General features: G+C 47.6%; 14 protein-coding genes, 1 tRNA gene and 3 pseudogenes. 10 read left to right on the top strand and 8 right to left on the bottom strand.

Annotated features, from left to right (window positions below; translation table 11 throughout):
* The first annotated feature begins 38 nt into the window (after positions 1 to 38).
* The 4 genes and pseudogenes from GFC06_RS22965 to GFC06_RS23285 form a co-directional block, all read left to right on the top strand.
* Complete coding sequence (locus GFC06_RS22965) at positions 39 to 1,487, top strand: EAL domain-containing protein (RefSeq protein WP_153690706.1); 1,449 nt, start codon at positions 39 to 41, stop codon at positions 1,485 to 1,487.
* Positions 1,488 to 1,680: 193 nt separating this feature from the next.
* Complete coding sequence (locus GFC06_RS22960; protein ID WP_153690705.1) at positions 1,681 to 2,145, top strand: methyltransferase family protein; 465 nt, start codon at positions 1,681 to 1,683, stop codon at positions 2,143 to 2,145.
* Between the two features lie 165 nt (positions 2,146 to 2,310).
* Positions 2,311 to 2,386, top strand: a tRNA-Thr gene (locus tag GFC06_RS22955).
* 163 nt (positions 2,387 to 2,549) lie between these two features.
* Positions 2,550 to 2,654: pseudogene (locus GFC06_RS23285) on the top strand (Arm DNA-binding domain-containing protein); the annotation flags it as partial.
* A 216-nt stretch (positions 2,655 to 2,870) separates the two neighbouring features.
* Here GFC06_RS23285 and uxaC read toward each other — a convergent pair.
* The 6 genes from uxaC to GFC06_RS22920 form a co-directional block, all read right to left on the bottom strand.
* The gene (gene uxaC / locus GFC06_RS22945) at positions 2,871 to 4,271 is read right to left on the bottom strand and encodes a glucuronate isomerase (protein WP_103765897.1); all 1,401 of its coding nucleotides are present in this window, start codon (positions 4,269 to 4,271) and stop codon (positions 2,871 to 2,873) included.
* A 198-nt stretch (positions 4,272 to 4,469) separates the two neighbouring features.
* Positions 4,470 to 5,789 (bottom strand): MFS transporter, encoded by a 1,320-nt coding sequence (locus tag GFC06_RS22940; protein ID WP_227021096.1) that lies wholly within the window; start codon positions 5,787 to 5,789, stop codon positions 4,470 to 4,472.
* A gap of 435 nt (positions 5,790 to 6,224) precedes the next feature.
* On the bottom strand, positions 6,225 to 7,460 hold the full coding sequence (locus GFC06_RS22935; protein WP_153690703.1) for a UxaA family hydrolase: 1,236 nt from the start codon (positions 7,458 to 7,460) through the stop codon (positions 6,225 to 6,227).
* A complete protein-coding gene (locus GFC06_RS22930; protein ID WP_047498223.1) occupies positions 7,453 to 7,782 on the bottom strand; it encodes a UxaA family hydrolase in 330 nt (109 codons plus the stop codon). The genes GFC06_RS22935 and GFC06_RS22930 overlap by 8 nt, the downstream gene beginning before the upstream one ends.
* A 114-nt stretch (positions 7,783 to 7,896) precedes the next feature.
* Complete coding sequence (locus tag GFC06_RS22925) at positions 7,897 to 8,661, bottom strand: SDR family NAD(P)-dependent oxidoreductase (protein ID WP_049281645.1); 765 nt, start codon at positions 8,659 to 8,661, stop codon at positions 7,897 to 7,899.
* Between the two features lie 42 nt (positions 8,662 to 8,703).
* Positions 8,704 to 9,390, bottom strand: coding sequence for an RraA family protein (locus GFC06_RS22920; protein ID WP_047498229.1), 687 nt, complete (start codon positions 9,388 to 9,390; stop codon positions 8,704 to 8,706).
* A gap of 582 nt (positions 9,391 to 9,972) precedes the next feature.
* On the opposite strand from GFC06_RS22920, the gene GFC06_RS22915 reads away from it, so the two are divergent.
* Complete coding sequence (locus GFC06_RS22915) at positions 9,973 to 10,674, top strand: FadR/GntR family transcriptional regulator (protein ID WP_047498231.1); 702 nt, start codon at positions 9,973 to 9,975, stop codon at positions 10,672 to 10,674.
* A gap of 599 nt (positions 10,675 to 11,273) precedes the next feature.
* Here GFC06_RS22915 and GFC06_RS22910 read toward each other — a convergent pair.
* A pseudogene (locus GFC06_RS22910) lies at positions 11,274 to 11,399 on the bottom strand (IS5/IS1182 family transposase); the annotation flags it as partial.
* Between GFC06_RS22910 and GFC06_RS22905 the strand changes: the two are divergent.
* A pseudogene (locus GFC06_RS22905) lies at positions 11,399 to 11,635 on the top strand (carbohydrate porin); the annotation flags it as partial. The pseudogenes GFC06_RS22910 and GFC06_RS22905 sit on opposite strands and share 1 nt — an antisense overlap.
* Positions 11,636 to 11,803: 168 nt before the next feature.
* On the opposite strand, the gene GFC06_RS22900 reads toward GFC06_RS22905, so the two are convergent.
* The gene (locus tag GFC06_RS22900) at positions 11,804 to 12,799 is read right to left on the bottom strand and encodes a LacI family DNA-binding transcriptional regulator (RefSeq protein ID WP_047498236.1); all 996 of its coding nucleotides are present in this window, start codon (positions 12,797 to 12,799) and stop codon (positions 11,804 to 11,806) included.
* Between the two features lie 241 nt (positions 12,800 to 13,040).
* Between GFC06_RS22900 and GFC06_RS22895 the strand changes: the two genes are divergently transcribed.
* The 4 genes from GFC06_RS22895 to GFC06_RS22880 all read left to right on the top strand — a co-directional run bounded on the left by GFC06_RS22895 (position 13,041) and on the right by GFC06_RS22880 (position 18,602).
* On the top strand, positions 13,041 to 14,279 hold the full coding sequence (locus GFC06_RS22895; protein ID WP_153690702.1) for an MFS transporter: 1,239 nt from the start codon (positions 13,041 to 13,043) through the stop codon (positions 14,277 to 14,279).
* Positions 14,280 to 14,298: 19 nt separating this feature from the next.
* The gene (locus GFC06_RS22890; protein ID WP_153690701.1) at positions 14,299 to 15,735 is read left to right on the top strand and encodes a glycoside hydrolase family 32 protein; all 1,437 of its coding nucleotides are present in this window, start codon (positions 14,299 to 14,301) and stop codon (positions 15,733 to 15,735) included.
* 93 nt (positions 15,736 to 15,828) lie between these two features.
* Positions 15,829 to 17,094 carry an OmpG porin family protein gene (locus GFC06_RS22885; RefSeq protein WP_153690700.1) on the top strand — a complete coding sequence of 422 codons (1,266 nt, stop codon included), beginning with the start codon at positions 15,829 to 15,831 and terminating at the stop codon, positions 17,092 to 17,094.
* 14 nt (positions 17,095 to 17,108) lie between these two features.
* Entirely contained in the window at positions 17,109 to 18,602 is a 1,494-nt protein-coding gene (locus tag GFC06_RS22880) for a glycoside hydrolase family 32 protein (protein WP_047498250.1), read from the top strand.
* Positions 18,603 to 18,613: the final 11 nt, after the last annotated feature.

Below are 18,613 nucleotides of genomic sequence, written 5' to 3'. Positions count from 1 at the left end.
GGGACCTGCCATGCCATAAATTTAAGTTGGTGGTAACTATGAATACGAAAAAGGTTTTTCTGCTCAGTTATGATATTTTTCTTTTCTCAGGGATAAAAGCATGGTTGCCAAATCTGGTGTTGGTCGATGCGCGGGCATTTATTTCTGGTTCACAGTCAATTATTCCACGGTATCCATCCTGTTTACTGGTGATCGATAACCGGTTACCATTATTCCAGGTCAGGAAGTGGTTTCAGAGAAATAGCACGCAGTTTATCAATATAAACTGTATTGTTCTTCGGATGAATGAAAACCGTTCTATTAATCGGGGGTACGAGGAGTATGCATTCATTAATGGACGGGAACTATCGGATCAGCTGATTTCTCAGTTGAGAGCCAATCTAATGGCTCCCAATGAGGTTGTGGAAGTCACTAAAGGTTCAGCGATATTTACTTTTCATTTGACTGAGTTTGAAGAGAAAATGCTGTATGCATCTTTCACAAAGGAAAAATTGCACGATTTTTGTCATGCTAACTCGATAACAATTAAGTCAGTGTATCGATATCGGGAACGCATTACCGCTCGTCTGGGATTTTCTCATTTTAATGAAACTATCATTTTTTTAACCAGGAATAATCTATTGCATGAAGGTTCCTCGACGAACAGTCATTCTGGTAAGAATGTAATATACGGCGAAGCATATGATGTCTCAGATTCTGGTCGACTGAGTATGGCAATAAGGAATGAAGAAATCATTCCTTATTTTCAACCCATCGTAAATATCAACGAAGATGTCTGTGGTGTTGAGGTTTTGGCTCGTTGGCCACAGGGGGATAATTATGCTATTTCTCAGCGTGAGTTTATACCGATGGCTGAAAAATGTGGCTTAATGAATGAGTTAACGAGCTATTTAATGAACGCCGTCGCGCGTAATCTGGTCGACGGAAGCGAGGATTTCAATAAAACTTTATTCGTCTCTTTTAATGTGAGTCCATCAGGTTTAAGTAACCCCGTCTTTTATTGGGAGTGTCTTAATTTTATGGAAATAACGCAAAGGCTACCGATAAAATTGATGATTGAAATAACTGAAAACCAGACTCTCACTATTACTCCTGCAATCAAAGAGCTGATACGATCGTTGCGAAACAGAGGGGTTCTGTTTGCTTTAGATGATTTTGGGACGGGATACGCTAACCTTTGTTATCTCAATGAGTTAGACCTGGATGTTATAAAAATTGATAAAACGTTTATCAAAGCGATTAAAGAAGTTGAGCAACATATCCCTATGCTCGAGTCAATCATTCACCTTTCCGAACTCCTGGGGTTACGCATGGTGGCGGAAGGCGTTGAACATGGCTATCAGCAGCAATGGTTGGGGAAAAATAATGTTGATTACCTGCAGGGTTATCAATTTTTACCGCCAGTGACGTTTGATGATTTTATGCGTTACTACAAGCAGTCTTTAGATTTTTTTGAATCAGCGTCGGATTCTACTTTCTCAACGTAAAGCCTTTCGGGAACATCAGGGGCGGATGCCTCTGATGCAGGTATTTTTGTCGAGGTGAGTACGACAACTCCCGCCTGTCTGGTGAAGGCGACAGTCTGTTGTGAGTGAGGCATCGTTTGTTTATGTATCTAATACGGGGTATTTATAGCGGTATCAGCGTTAATTAAACCGATGCCGAGGTGAGTTCCTGGCCATGCGTCATTTCCTGACAAAATTAAGAGTCTGGTTTCCGCCGCCTCTTATCTTAGTACTTTTTCTCGTTGCGGATGTGCTGACGGCGAGTCCGCGTTTCACATTCGGCGGGGTGAATATCGTGATATGCGCATTGCTGGCCGGCGTTAGTCTGTTGGTGATATTGCATACCGCGTGGCAGATGCGGATGAAACGTACGACCCTGAATCCGCTGCATGCACATAAATCGACCACGCTTGTTACCGGCGGATGTTATGCCTGGAGCCGCAACCCGATCTACCTTGGTATGAGTGGAATCCAGTTGGCCTTTGCTCTTTGCATCGGTAGCCTGACTGGAGTACTGGCTGTACCGGTGTTTATGCTGGCGGTTGCCAGATTGCATATCGACTTTGAAGAGGAACAACTGCGAAAACATTTCGGGCTGGAGTGGGAGCGCTATGAACAACACGTTCGCCGCTGGTTATAGTAATACCCGACCACGTATAAGCATGCCTGTAACGACACGATTCGTGCGTAATTGAAACCGGATGATGCAAAAATAGGCGTTTGATTCGCAAGGCCATTGACGCATCGCCCGGTTAGTTTTAACCTTCTACCCCGTGCTCACATTCGTGGACATGTCCTTTTCAGGGCCGATATAGCTCAGTTGGTAGAGCAGCGCATTCGTAATGCGAAGGTCGTAGGTTCGACTCCTATTATCGGCACCATTTCAAATTCTTCCAAGGTCTACCGAAATCAACTCAAAGCCCGTATATTGCGGTTTACAGCCCGTATCTTATCTCCTGTTATCAACTGGACTCAACCGAAATCAAGTCACAGTTGGGGGCATAAGTGGGGGCTCTCTGTGTTCGGTCCAGGGAGATGCCCCCAATGAAGCTAAATGCGCGACAGGTAGATGCAGCTAAACCCAGAGAGAAGGCCTATAAGCTGGCAGATGGTGCTGGTTTGTATCTTGAGGTTGTTCCCTCTGGTTCCTGATATTGGCGGATTGTAGTGGCATACTGGATTAGGTCACCTACCAGTTTGATTTGAGATGCAAGTGCTGTTGCCATCAAAGCAGTTGCCTCGATGACGGTTTTATCTGTGGTCAGGGCGTCCGGTAGCCCACACTGATGAGGCAAGCATGTGTTGATCTGCGCCCTATCTATGGTGTTATTCGTAAATAGGGCGTGGTAAAGGTATCAGCTGTTTTTATTTTTTAAAGTATTTCCTCTCAGCGTTAAAGTAACAGATATTTTGTATCATTCCCCCTGCTACCGACAGTTGATTCGTATATTCCCCGCGCTCAATTAAATCACCGACAAAATTACATAAAATACGACGAAAATACTCATGTCGAGGGTAGGATAAAAAGCTTCTGGAATCGGTTGTCATGCCGATAAAGTGACCTAATAGCAGAGCGTTGCCAAATGCTGTAAGTTGGTTTTCCATGCCGACTTTATGATCGTTATGCCACCAGGCAGGGCCAGGTTGCACTTTTGCCAAAGCTTTGTCGCCCGGAAAATTCCCCGCCAGTGTTGCCAGAGCTGAATCCAGTGTTGGATTAAGGCTGAATAGCAGAGTATCAGGCAGGCTCTCCTGCTGTTCCATACGATTGAGCAATAACACCAAATCATCCATACATGGGCGGTCGGTTGGCGAATCGTAACCGCAATCGCGTCCGAGATGTGCCAGCATACGGCTATTCACGCTGCGCATGGCGCCGATGTGAATTTGCATGGTCCAGTTAAGCTGGGCATAACGGGAAGCCAGAAAGCAGAGCGTTTCGGTTCTGAATTGAATCACTTCCTTCGCGCTTAACGGGTCGCGATTGAGCGCTTTTTCAAAAATATGCTCCAGCTCTGACGGCGTGGCCGGAATATACCGCATCAGATCTAAGCCGTGGTCCGACATTCGGCAGTGTTGCTGGTGAAAGAAATCAATACGATTACTTAACGCCCGGCAGTAATTCTGGTAACTATCGAGTCTTATGCCTGACCGGGCCGCCAGTTTTTCAACGTAATCAATAAAATTCTGGTTATCTATAGCCAGCGCTTTGTCGGGGCGGTAAGTCGGAAATACGCCGATGCGGAAATCGTCCTGGGCGGCTAAGTGTTGATGGTATTTCAGGTCGTCGACCGGATCGTCGCTGGTGCAGACATAGTTAACATTAGCCCGTAGCATTAATTTCTGTGCTGAAAAGTCGGGGGAGGCTATTTTTTTATTACACTGCTCCCACAAATATTCCGCTGTTTCAATGGATATCTCATCTTCAATATCAAAAAAACGCAGTAATTCTAAATGACTCCAGTGATAAACCGGATTTCCGATGGCTGAAGGCAATACCTTACAGTAATGCATGAATTTACTTTTATTGTCGCCGTCGCCCATTATGAATTTTTCTGCTACACCACCAAAGCGCATTAAACGCCACTTATAGTGATCTCCGCCCAGCCATAATTCGGTAATATTATCAAAGCGCTTATCAGTCGCGATTTGCTCCGGGATAAGATGGCAATGAAAATCAAATATTGGCATCGGTTCGGCGTAATCAAAATATAACTTTTGCGCCGTTAAGCTTCTCAATAAAAAGTCTTTTTTTATAAATGACATAAGACTTCCTCCTCATAAGAATAATTTATTAATTCAACTTTTTTGTTTAAAGTCGTGCGCACTATTTACACCCATCATACTTAAAGCTGCCTGTGCGTTGGCTGCCCGTACTTGTCCCAGTCGCTTACCTGAGTAAAATCCTGGGACTCGTGTGGTTGCAGCCTTCAAATAACTAAAATTATTCAGGGGTATGATGACTTATTGGTTGTTCGCTTTGTGTTTAATAATATGTACGGCGACAACGGACAGTAAACAGCATGCCCAGATATAACCAAATACATAGGTGGGTTTACCCTCGGCCAGCGTCACTAGCCAGGCGCAGATAAACGGGGTCGGTCCGGCGATTAGCATGCCGTTTAGTTCTCTTGACAACGCAACCCCTGAAAACCGGTAGCGTATCGGGAATAAATTTACTAAAAAGGCGCCCTGAGAACCGGATGTCGCGCCGTAGCCGATGCCGTAAAGAATACACATACCGAGGATAACGAAAGCCAGATTTTGCGTATCAAGAATCGCGAAAAAGGGAATGCTAAACAGAGCGATAAAAATACAACCTAGCGAGTAGACTTTCGCCGCACCCACTTTATCGGAAATACTCCCCATAATAGGCGTGCCGATAATGCCGGCGATAGAGCCGCATATAAGTGCGATCAGGCTGTCTGTTCTCGTCATGCCGAGGGTATTTACCATGTAACTGATACTGAATACGCTCAAGATATAGGAATTTGCCTGATGTGCCGTGACGCTGAGAAAGGCATAGAATACTTCTTTCGGACTATTTTTTAATAACTCAGATAGGGGGACTTTCTGCGTTTTCTTTTTCTTCTCGGCTTCGGCCATGCTTTTTTGGTAAGCCGGCGTCTCATCCAGATTATGCCGGATGTAAAAAGCGAGGATAAAAAGTACTGAGGAGGCTAAAAATGGAATGCGCCACCCCCAACTGAGAAACGCGTCTTCCGGTAATTGCGAAACCAGCAAGAAGGCGCCTGTCGCAAGCATAATCCCCACAACGGTCGACGCATTGATGATAGAGGTATAGAAAGCCCGGCGCTTAAAGGGAACATATTCCCCGACAAATGTCAGCGCCCCTGCCAGCTCGGCGCCAGCGCCAAATCCCTGGAGCAAGCGTAACAGCACCAATAGCACGGATGACCACACGCCGATATGAAAATAGCTCGGCAGCAGGCCCAGCGCGACGGTTGTTAATCCCATCAGGACGATAGAAAATATCAGGGCGGGTTTTCGTCCCCATTTATCGCCGATGTGAGAGATGATCACCCCTCCCAGCGGTCTGGCGAAATAGCCGACGGCAAATGTCGCCAGCGCGGCTAATAAGGCGGAAGACGGCGAAAGGGAAGGAAAGAAGAGTTTGTTTATGACTAAGCCTGCCGCCGCACCATAGAGCGCATAATCGTACCATTCGATAATCGTACCTACCGAACCAGCTACGACGACTTTTCTTATCGTTCTGGTATCAGCTTCTGGCTGTATACCTTCTTTATATACTATGTCTGTCACAATAATTATCTCCAACTAGAATTGTTATGCGCCTAATAAAAGAGATTTTTCAGCCAGAGCAATGACGAAGCGGCCGACTGTTATTCTCAACGAGGTAATTTCAATTCATACGGACTATTTACTCTCATTATTAATTTACCATTCCCCTGGTGCTGAAAAATGCGCTGCACAAGGGAGGATGCCCAAGTCACTCTCACCTTCGAGGCTATCATCACGCCGCCCACTTACCCTATCAACCTGCATGACATGGTGGGTGGTTGTATTAGCATCATTTCTTTTCAGCTCGTGATAAAGGTCACGGCAGTTTTATTTAAATAATGTCGCCGCAGTACATCCTCTGGATAGGACATGCAAAGCGGTAACGCCTATTCTTCTATTTTGAGCTTGGCAATCTAAAGTTATATTAATAATGGAGAATTATTTTACCCACCTTATTCAATGTTCATTTTCACACCGCGCGGGTATCAATACGTCTCTGCTTTGATATTTATAAGGAATAAAATATTCTTTATGCCCCTGTTCTTCACTTTTACTTTTTTTCCCAGAGGCGATCACCATAACCAATTCGGCTATTTCTGTTGAAAGCGCCTGTTGGGAGAGTGCTCCACTTAAAAGACGGCCTGCATCCACATCCATATCTTCCGACATGTTGGCGTAAGTCTGGCTGTTACCGGTTATTTTAATGACCGGTGCGACGACGGAACCGACTACGCTGCCGCGTCCGGTAACAAAAAAGATAATGTGGCTGCCGCAGGAAATAAGCGCCATCAGCCCTTCATTATCATTGGGGTTGGTAATGCCGAATTGCATCCAATGAGGGTCCGGGGTGGAATCAAGCAGCCATAACCCTTTTCCTTTCGGACTACTGCTGACTTTCAGTATTCCCTGAATAGGACGGGAACCGCTTTTTATCACTGCGCCCATGCTTTTTTCTTCAATAGTGGACAATCCGCCAGCGAAATTACCCGGGCTGACGGAGTATTGCCTTACCGATTTACAGTAATCCAGCGCCTTATTGTAAGTGGCGATGATTTGCTCCCTGGCAGCTTCTGTCGCGGCCCTTGCCGACAAGATATCAATCAGACCAATGGCTTCGACAATCTCTTCAAAGATCGCGGTACCGCCGGCATCAATTAACCAGTCGAAAAAATTTCCTACCGCCACATTGCCCGCCAGGCCGCTGGTATAATCGCTTCCGCCGCATTCGCTGCCGATGATGAGATCGGAGAATCCCATCGCCACGCGTGGCGTATGACTTAATTCGTCCTGAATGCGTTTAACGTATTTAACTCCAAGCTCGATACTGCTTTTTGTGCCGCCGGCCTGCTGAATGAAAAACCAGTTGGTCGGTTTGCCTTCTTCTTTCGCGATATTACTGAGCCACTCCGGCTGAATATATTCGCACCCCAACCCAACGGCGAGAACGCCGCCGACGTTGGGATGGCGAATCAACGCAATAAGCATTCTTACGGCATATTCGTTATCGGTACAGCCTGAAAAGCCCACGACCTCCACTTCGGAATCGTTAATCTGGGCGACGATTTTGTCTGCGATGAAATGGGCGCATTCAACGGTATAAATGACCAGTGTTTTATTACGGATGCCTTTTGCTCCACTCTGGCGTTGGTAACCCTGCCAGTTTATGGTTTTCAGACTATCTGATTCATTCATATTTAATATCCTTTGGCGCGCCGGTGACGACATCCAGACTGGCGGAACGTCGATCGTAATTGCTGCACATTACGTGCAAATGCACCCAGTCTCCTGGCCTGATATCCTGCGTGGCCGTGCCGATGCTAATACCATATTTAACGATCGGCGCGCCTTGGGCGATAAAAGATAGGGCAATCTTATGGCCGATATGAATCTCTTCATTTGCATCGATTACCCCCTCTTCGGCACCGCGAATATTCGCCGTTTCTCCGTGCTTAAACGATGTCAGCGCGGTTGCAACGTTATCGGTTGCATTAATTTTGTATACCACATTGTCCATAGTCGCTTCCGGTTTAATAACTGCCAGTGATCGGCACTGTTAAAGACATAACGGTTGGCATCCCTCCCTTAATAACATCGACCTCCGTGCATGATGGCGAGAATTGCCCTGTTTTCAAAAACCGATGAGCGCGCCGCCATCGACAATCAGTACATGGCCGCTGACGAATCCCGCGGCGTCGGACGCAAGATACGTCGCCGCCCAGCCGATATCATCCGGCTTACCGAATTTTTTCATCGGCGTACGGCCGAGGATCTTGTTTTTACGTTCATCGTCGCCCTCAATGGCCTTACGCAACATAGGCGTATCGATCCAGCCGGGGGCGATGCCGTTCACCCGGATGCCGGCGCCGGATAACTCCGTCGCCAGACCGCGGATCAATCCCAGATAGGCGGATTTTGCCGCCGCATAGCCGGTGACATAAGGCTGGCCGAGGAACGAGGTCATGGAGGCGGTAAACAACACCGAAGCATTGCCGAGCTGTTTCATATGCGGCACTAGCGCGCGAGTGAGGGCGAAAGCGCCGACGACGTGCACATCTAGCACCGATTCGAACTCTTTAACGCTCATCTCTTCGATAGGCTTCTTACAGTGATTGCCTGCATTATTCACCAGAATGTCGATGTGCTTATGTTGTTGCAGTAAATCGCCGACCCAGCGTTCCGTCTCATCGGTATCAGTGACGTTAAACTGCGTCCATGAAGCGTTCGGCCCTAAATCGTCGGCCGCTTTTTTGGCTGCATCGGCGTTCATGTCGGCAATGATCACCTGTGCGCCGCTGGTTATCATGCATTTTGCCATCGCATAACCCAAACCGCTGCCGGCACCGGTAATTAAGGCTTTTTTATTCGTTAAAGAAAATATGCTTGTGTCTGACATACTGTTTCTCCAAAATCATTTATTACCGTTTTGACAGGATGCTTACATTACGCCGAATTTTTCAAAAGCTTCTACCGTACTCATACCTTTGGCTATCGCTTTACGGACTTGGTTTTCCGTCGATACTTTTTCCAACGCTTTACTGATAACTTCTGTCTCCAGCGCTTGCGGTATAATTAAAACGCCGTCGCGATCGCCGAAGATGATGTCACCGGGATTGACGCGCACTCCGCTGAATTCAATCGGCACACGATAATCGATAACTTTTCCCCGCGGCCCCTGGTCCTGGGCGTAAGTTCCATGGGAAAATACCGGAAAATCCAGGTCATAAATTTCTGACGTATCACGAGAAAAGCCATCCAGTACGGCACCTGCAGCTTTTAGTTTAATGGCGCGGGCCGACATAAGTCCGCCCCAGAGTGCGTAACGTAGAGAGCATCCCGTCGTGATATAAACTTCATTTTCCTGTAAGGAATCCAATGCTTCAAACATAATACCAAAGGGTTTTTCCCCTATGTCGCTCTTATTTGAACTGGAATGAAGTTCAAATACATCGGCCTCTAATACCGGCATTGCCCGGCCAACCACCACCATATTTGAACGAATGGGCTTAACCACAGGCGCAATAAACTGGTGTAAATACCCAAGCGTATCAAGAATATCACCCACTGCTGCGGGGAATAGATTTGTTCGCATTAAGTGAAAAAGTTCTTTGTCATTTTCCCACATACTTTATCCCTATCCCATTATTTATTTGAATGAAATCAATATACTTACTAAATTAATGACTACGTGAGAGGCCCGTTATTGTGTTCGGCGATTCATAAAAACATCTAAACGCGTTACACACACTCATCATATACACCTGTCTGACAGGTGTATATGATGAGTGTGTTAGTTATGTGATAATGATCATGATTTAAAAACTAATGAGGTGCTCGTCCCTTTCATGTCGGCATCAATGGCGATTATTGCCGACGAGATTGGTAGAGCGCGGAGATCGTCGCGATGTAAATTTTGCCCGGTATTCCTCAAATTCAGGCGGAATCGGCGGATTCGTTTTTACTTTTTTTGTGGGAAAATAAGCAATAAGATGAGCCCTGGCGCAGGCGGAGGTTGTGACGAGCTGGTGCCAGGACGGAATGTGGCAAAGCAACATAGCCGGTGTTCACCCCCGGTGGAGGTCGGTTAGTAAGGGTAACCCCCTGAAAATGAGCAGTCGGTATAGCATCTTTGTTTCAGAGACGTTATCTGAAATGAGAGTAAATCCGTGCTGAGACAGGTTCTTAACAACGACGGAATACAGTAGGGATGAAAAAAACAATACTTAGGCAAGACACATTATCTTCGCAGGTTAAGAACTACATCCTGCAACTGATTATGAAGGAAAAGTTGGTTGCAGGAATGGCGGTACCCAGCGAGATGCAACTGATCCAGGATCTGGGAGTCAGTCGGGGCGTGGTAAGGGAAGCCTATCGTTCTTTAGCCGCTTTGGGAATATTAGAGATTCAGAGCGGTAAATTGCCGACCATAAAAAAAATCGACACTAATGTTCTACAGCTTATTATCAATTTTGCGGTCATTACAGAGCAGGTCACTCACAAGGATATACTTGCAGTCAGGCGTCATCTTGAAATGGGGTGTGTACATCTGGCGGCGATTAACGGCAAAGAAGAGGATTTTGAAAAACTCAGGGAAGAAATGCGGCTAATTAAGGAAAACTTTAAGGACGTGGACGATTTTATTAGCCACGATTTGCAATTTCATTTCATTCTTTCCCGCGCGTCGGGTAATACACTGCTTTCTATTTTACTTCAGTCGCTGCACGAACAGCTAATGACCTCGATGCGCGCCGGTTTGGTTGCTCAGAGTAAGAAAGAAAAAGAGTATGAAATTAAGATCATCGAGCTGCATCAGCGTATTTGCGACGCCGTTTGCACCAGAGATCCTGAACGAGCCGTACAGGCTATGGCCGAACATTTTGAAAATGCCATCGACGCGTTGATCGATTAGCCGTCGAGCAACGTCGAATCTTTAAAGCTATACCCTATTGTTAGTTGGAAATAACGGATTAATATCCCGCTATATGGTTAAATGTCGTAAATGTGTACTAGCGTAAAGTAAGATTGAACCATACCAGAATGTGACAGGCTGATGCGCCCTGCGGGCTTGTCCAACCCCGCGGCTGTATAGAAACAAGTTCTGAACAGACTCACAGTTTTCGTTGCAGGCCAACAAAAATAAATACGGGCACTAGGAATATTTTCTGGACTCTTTTTTCAATAGTGACGAAATAAGCAGCATAAATATCATTCTTAGGCAATCAATCGTCGGCAAATGCATTTCAGGGTAATCCTTGAGTACTTTAGTTGTCTTCTTCAGTTAATGAAAGGTATTAGAGAGGACTTAGGGTAGCCCTAACTCCTCTTCTTAGGAAAAGCTTCGTAGATAGTCATGATCAAACTTAACAGTTATTGGTAATGCGAAGGAAATTCCATCAAGTTGAGGCTTTGTTGAATAAATCAGAGTTAGACGACAGGCTCCCGTTACCGCATCTGTTATGCGATCCGGACGCTGTGAGGCATATCAAACAACGTCATCCGGTCCAGCGCTTAAGCCATTGCCATCGCGTCACCCACCTGCGGTTCATAGTCCCGAATGCTCAGATGAGCACCCAGCAGGGTTTTGGTATGGAACACAGCCGTTTCTGCCAATGAGCGACGATGATAACCTACTTGAAAGAGTAGCCCGTCGGGCGGAACTCCTGAACCAAATGCGGGGTATTGTTGATTATGATAATCCTCTGTATGTACCGGTTCGCAAAGCCGAATATGTCGCAGAGTTGCATAATAGTTTTCTCCTTACTCCCTGGCTGACTGTACGTCCTAACCTTCAGTTACTCGCTCATCCGGGAGGAAGTGAGGAGATTAAAGACGCGTGGGTTGTCGGAAATCAGGTGACGGTTAAATTCTGATAAAACGGGTGGTCGCCGTCTGGCCTAACCAGGATGAGCGAAAATAGCGAAGCATTTAGAGGCCAGCTAATTTTATGAACCATAATCGGCGGGTTTCAGGTTCATGGCGAGCCTGAAATCGTATAGTCCAGGCTGGCATAAAAGGGACGGTTGTAAAAAACTGCTTTCTCAGAATGATTCGCGTCTGAGCCAGGGGCTCTCGACCAGCACCTTGTCCCGGTGGGTGTCGCCATTGATAATGTGCAATGTACTTAAGCGACCAATCTCATAATGTGGCAACTGGACCGTGGATAGTGGGGGTAAAAACAAATTTCCGATGCCTACAAGATTATCGTAGCCAAGAACGGCAATATCCTGTGGGATTCGGATACCCTGCGTCAACAGCGTTTGATACACCATAAATGCAATACGGTCGTTGCCACAGATGACCGAATCAAATCGCGGTTTCCCCTGAACGATATGCGCCAGCAGCATCTCCGGAATATCCCGGTAGTGCTCATCGCCAAATTGCATATAGCAGTGCTCAAGCGTATCAGGATCGATACCGGCTTCACGGTAGGCGCGATCAAGCCCCCGACGGCGGCGACGCGTCGCCAGATGGTTGACAGGTAAATGCAGGCAGAGAGGGCGGCGGTATCCCGCAGCCAGTAGAGCCTGTACGGCCGTATACTGGCCTTGTTCATCGTCAGGTATATAGCTGGCAACCGGTTCTCCCTTGTTCTCGCAGTTGGCCAGAACGCAAGGGTGCTCCAGTAGCCGGGGCGGGATGCTCACTTCACGCAACCCCATGGTGGTGAAAATGATCCCCCCGGGTCGGTGGGCGAGCAGCAGGTCGACAATATCGTCAGGATTATCATCGGTAAACATATTCACCACGAAGCTGTTCCAGCCATACGCCCGTGCGGTTTCTTCGATAGACAGCGTGATTTCTACCGAAAAAGGGGTGGTGACGGTATCCAGCGCCAGCACGCCGATGGTTTTGTTCCGGGAGCCGACACGACGAACCTGCCGGGCTGAGAGGTCTGGCACGTAATTTAACTGCAGGATCGCCTCCTGCACCCGGGACAGGGTTTCAGGCTTTACGCGTTTCGGGTCATTCAGCACCCGTGAAACCGTCATGAGCGATACATTGGCCAGTTTGGCCACATCTTTTAAAGACGCCATAGTTTTCCATTATCTGAATGCATTTAACCCTGTAAGGTGTTTTGAGCCAATGCGAATGTCCTATTCTAGGCACCGATACCCAGGGTTACGCAAGTCATGCTCAAAAGTTTGAGCGCGATCTCAACACATTAATGTTAACGTTAACTTTTGTGATTAACATCGAGTATCCCACCAAAATCGAGTGTACGTCTTAAATGTTAACGTTACCATCTTAGCATATCCTTCTTGCGAGATTACATAGATGAAAAAACGGCCTACTCAAAGTTACATGCTGCTCAGCGCTCTGCTGTTCTTTTTCTTTGTGACCTGGTCCTCATCAAGTTCACTTCTCTCTATCTGGCTTCACCAGGAGGTGGGGCTAAAGGCATCGGAAACCGGGATTATTTTTTCCGTTTTATCCGTTTCCGCGCTCTTCGCGCAAGTCTGTTATGGCTTTATCCAGGACCGGCTTGGTCTGCGTAAACATTTGTTATGGTTTATCACCGCCTTGCTGATCCTCTCCGGCCCGGCTTATCTACTTTTTAGATATTTGCTGAGCGTTAATATTCTGCTGGGTAGCGTATTCGGGGGCTTATTTATCGGGCTGACGTTTAATGGCGGTATTGGCGTTCTGGAGTCCTATACCGAGCGTGTTGCGCGTCAGAGTACCTTTGAGTTTGGGCGGGCACGCATGTGGGGGTCTCTGGGCTGGGCTGTCGCTACGTTTTTTGCCGGGTTACTGTTTAATATCAACCCTGACCTTAATTTCCTGGTGGCCTCTTGCTCAGGCTTAATCTTCTTCTGTCTGCTAGCCCGCTTAAAGGTGGCCGCGCCGGCAAGCATGGAGAAACTCGAAATCGGCGCGAAAAAAGTTTCTCTGGAAGACGCCCTGCGTCTGCTCACTCTGCCGCGCTTCTGGGCGCTGATATTCTTCGTGGTCGGAACCTGCATTTACGGCGTATACGATCAGCAATTCCCAGTCTATTTTTCGTCACAGTTCCCGACATTACGAGAAGGGAACGAGATGTTTGGCTATTTAAACTCTTTCCAGGTTTTTCTCGAGGCTGCGGGTATGTTTTGTGCGCCCTGGCTAGTTAATCGCATTGGCGCTAAAAATGGTTTGATATTCGCCGGAATGGTGATGGCGCTGCGCATGATTGCTTCCGGGCTGGTGGAAGGCCCCTTGCTTATCTCTATTACCAAACTGCTTCACGCGGTCGAACTGCCAATATTGTTAGTCGCCATATTTAAATACAACAGTCTGAATTTCGACAAACGTCTCTCCTCCACCATTTATCTGGTGGGATTCGCCTGCACCAGCTCCGTCATTGGCACCGTATTGTCCCCGCTGGCAGGCTTTAGCTATGAGAGATTTGGCTTCGCCCAATCCTATCTGATCATGGGCATCATGGTGTTCAGCACCACGTTTATTTCCATTTTCCTTTTGCGCTCAACTAAATCCTCATCTGAGCCATCTTTTCTGCAGCAAAACGCTGTGTAATGTACTGAGAGTAAAGACGATGACATCCTTATTAGAACAGGCTGAACAGGTGCTTGAAAAAGCACAATCCGGGATTAATCCGCGCTGGTATCCGCGCTATCACCTTGCTCCTCGCGCAGGCTGGATGAATGATCCTAATGGCCTGGTATGGTTTGACGGTTGGTATCACGCTTTTTATCAACACCACCCCTATTCCCCGAAATGGGGGCCGATGCACTGGGGGCACGCCCGAAGCAAAGATCTGGTGCATTGGGAACATCTGCCCGTCGCGCTAGCGCCGGAAGGCACGGCGGACAAAGACGGCTGTTTCTCCGGCTCCGCCGTGGTGGACGGCGATACACTGGCGCTGATCTATACCGGACATAAATTTCACGGCCCGGCGGACACAGACGACAACCTCTATCAAGTGCAGTGTCTGGCGACCAGTCGTGACGGCATCCATTTTGAACGGCATGGTATGGTGATTGATACGCCGCCCGGACTGCATCATTTTCGCGATCCTAAGGTGTGGCGCGAAGGTGAGTTCTGGTACATGGTTGTCGGTACCCGCGTAGAGAATAGCGGCCAGGTACGCCTGTACCGTTCCACCGATCTCCGCGAATGGCATGATGAAGGCATCTTCGCCGAGGCTGATGAAGGCAAGGGCTTTATGTGGGAATGCCCGGATTTCTTCCCCCTGGGAGAGAAGCGTATCCTGATGTTCTCGCCACAGGGTATGGCTGCGGAAGGGTATCACTATCGCAATCTGTTCCAGAGTGGCTATTTACTTGGGGATTGGCAGCCAGGTCAACCGTTCACCCACAGCGGACAATTTACCGAGCTGGACCACGGTCACGACTTTTATGCCCCGCAGAGTTTCGTGACCCCGGATGGCCGACGCATTGTCATCGGGTGGCTGGATATGTGGGAATCACCGATGCCTGAACAGCAGGATGGCTGGGCCGGAATGCTCTCGCTTCCGCGCGAATTAAGCCTTGTCGATGATGATCGTGTGAGGATGAAACCTGCTGCCGAAGTGACCGCGCTGCGTGGCTGTTATTATCCCACCCCCGTCCGCTGCCTGAACAATCAGAACGTCCTTGTCGTGGCAGATGCCGATGCGGTCGAAGTACAGCTGGCATGGGATTTGAGTGCATCGACGGCTGAACAGTTTGGTATCGCGTTGGGCGACGGGCTGAGAATTTACGTCGATGATCAGGCCGAGCGTCTGGTGGTGGAGCGTCGCTATCCAGAATATTCGCTGGAAGGTACTCGCAGTATTCCGCTACCAGCTGGCAGCGTTCTGTCACTGCGAATTTTTATTGACCGCTCATCGGTGGAAGTTTTTGTTAACGATGGTGACGCTTGCTTAAGCAGTCGTATTTATCCGCAGCCGGGCGAGCGCGATATTTCATTGTTTGCAAATCAGGGGGCGGCCTCATTATACGATGCGGGATACTGGTCTTTAGATAAATAATTTTCAGTTCCGAGCTGTTTCTTGCATGGTGTATTTTTTATTTCTGCCAGTCTCTGGCTGGCATGTTATTGTCTGGAATAATGAGAGAGCAAAATGGATGAAAGCGTAATACCTCAAAATTGCATTAACTCGAAAGATAAAAATATATTTGTTCCAGGAAAACAGACGCTGGCATTAATGGTGACATTAGCGGCATTTCCTGCGATTGCTGAAGACGTTACGGGAAACTATCAAAGCTATTTTCAGGATGAATCAGACACCAACAGAACGAATGTATCACCAGTCAATAAAGGCAATGAACAATTGTCCCTTAGCGCTTCATCTTCTCCGGTTGCTGCAGGTCAAAAGCCTGAACTCACTACGTCGCCAGAGCCCGTGACGTTATCCGCGCCAACGAAGAATAAAAAAGCTGAAGTGAAAGAGAGTCATAAAGTGGATAACCCCGAAGACGTCAGTCTGTTGCGTTTAAGGCAGGAAGATCCGCCGGTTCACTGGAACAGTATCGGTCGTAATATGGAAGTCGGTGGCCTGCATGGGAACATCGGGTCTCAGATAGAAATTGACGATGTTCGCTGGAGTAATAATAAGAAAAACAGCGGCAAGTTCAAGCTCGCCACCATACAGGCTTTTTTAAGGCACGATGAATTACCTAACTGGTATTTTGGTTTCTGGAATGCTAGAGAAGACAGTTATAAAGGACAATTCAGTAATCAGGACTACAAAGGCACCAATACTATCAATGAACTTTTTGTGGGACATATTTTTGAAACCTGGCGAGGTAATATCGGTACGGAAGTCATGGTCGGTTCCGAAACGGCAACGAAACGCTGGAAAAACCGGTTCAAGGTCTGGCAGGACCTGCGACTGTCCAACAAATGGAGCCTGGCCGGATACGCTTATGGCGAATATCAGCCTCAGGGTAACGAACCGGGGAATGGCGATCTGGAACAGTATATATTCGAAATTGAGCCAGCCATTCAATACCGCGTAAATCCGGATCTCGGACTCTATTTGCGGCCCTATTATTACTATAACCGTCAAGAGCGTCAAAGCTGGGGCGATATTGTAGAAGAGGAATGGAAAGTCACGGCCGGGCTCTGGCGTAACTGGTATCCGTTATTAACCTCGCTGTATGTTGGATTTGGCCAGGACAAAATAGATAACGCCAGTAATGCCAGTGAAGTTTTCTATGACGGCCGGTATAAATTTATCGGCGGTACGCTGAGTTATCCAGTATTTGGTGAAGTGCGATTATACGGTGAATTCAAAGCACAATTTACGAAAGAAACCGGGCTCTGGACATCGACCGGCCACTCATGGAATCCGTTTACTGTTGTTGGCGTGAATTATAACTTCTGACATTCAGGTGTAGCATGAAAAAATTAACATTAGTGGCATCCGTCGCTCTGCTTGCGCTTTCGCTTGGTAATACTCCGGCCTGGTCGCAGCCTTCGAAAGAAACATTACAGAATAAAAGTATCACCCATATTAATGGCTTTTTCCCGCGGGTTGAAGGTTCATTCGTGGGCGACCCCATGCCCGTTTTTAACGATGGCAAATTTGATATTTATTATCTTAATGACGTCCGCGGCGGCAGCGATCTGGGGGTACATGCTTTTCATCTCTTGTCGAGTGCCAACTTGTATGATTATCAGAACCATTCCGAAGTGATCCCCTACGTTAACGACGTTGACGATCCTGAACTGTTATTGGGAACCGGTTCGATTATTAAAGTCGGCGATACCTGGCATGCCTGGTACACCGCACACAATGAAAATGTGTTCCCGGTTGAGTCTATTATGCACGCGACCAGTAAGGATCGCCTTCACTGGGTGAAACACCCGCAGGACACCATTTTACCCGGCGGTAATTATCGGGGTAATGATTTCCGGGACCCTCACGTTGTTTGGGTAGAGGAAAAGAAAGAATACTGGATGTTAATTACCACGCGCAGTAACGGTCGTGGCGTTATTGCCCGATACAGTTCAACGGATTTAAAGCACTGGGAAGACCGCGGCGTATTTTTTGATAACGACACCATCACCAGTAATGCCAACCTCGAATGCCCGACACTGGTTTACTTCAACGGACGCTGGTATCTCAGCTTTAGCGACCAATGGCCGTTACGCCTGACACAATACCGGGTTGCGGACAATCCGGATGGGCCGTGGCGAAAACTGGACAATTATGTGGTTGATGGCTCGGGTTTTTACGCGGGTAAACTGGTGCTCAAAAGCGATCGGCTGTTTGTTTTCGGCTGGATCCCGACGAAAGCCGGGAACAGTGACAGCGGCAACATTGACTGGGCAGGAAATCTGGTTGCGCATGAGCTTACTGCAGATGACCAGGGCCAGCTCAACAGTATCCTCCCCCAGGAGCTTCAGAAGGTCATCAGTGAGAATCCTGGTCCGGAGATCACTTTAACGAGCACTAAAACGCTTAAAACGGCCACGTCGTTCGGCCCCTTACAGTCGGCGCTGTACCCGGCCTTACCTGAACGCGGTGAGTTGAGTGCAACCATCGACGTTCCTTCCGCCGGAATGGTGATGAGCTTTGGTCTGACCGGCGACAGAGTCAGTGATGCGATGCTTAACGTTGTGTTCAATAAGAGCAAAGGAAAAGTCTATTTTTTCAACGCGCCGCTCGCGTCGATTCATCAGGCTAACGCGGAATCCTGGGTGGATGTTCCGATTGGGGAAAATATTGAGTTACGCGTTCTCATTCAAAACTCAATTGCTGTCTTTTATATAAACAATAAAGCGGCATTCAGTACCCGGATGTATTCCATGCAGGAGAAGCCGTGGAGTATTAGCCTGCCTCAAAACGACAATTTTCACGCGACGTTGAAAATAAAAGAAATGATCTAACGGGATATTAT

Origin of the sequence: Citrobacter braakii (assembly GCF_009648935.1) — a bacterium.
GTDB lineage: Bacteria > Pseudomonadota > Gammaproteobacteria > Enterobacterales > Enterobacteriaceae > Citrobacter > Citrobacter braakii.
The sequence above is the reverse complement of the archived record's forward strand: the minus strand, read 5'-3'. Positions and strand labels throughout refer to the sequence as shown.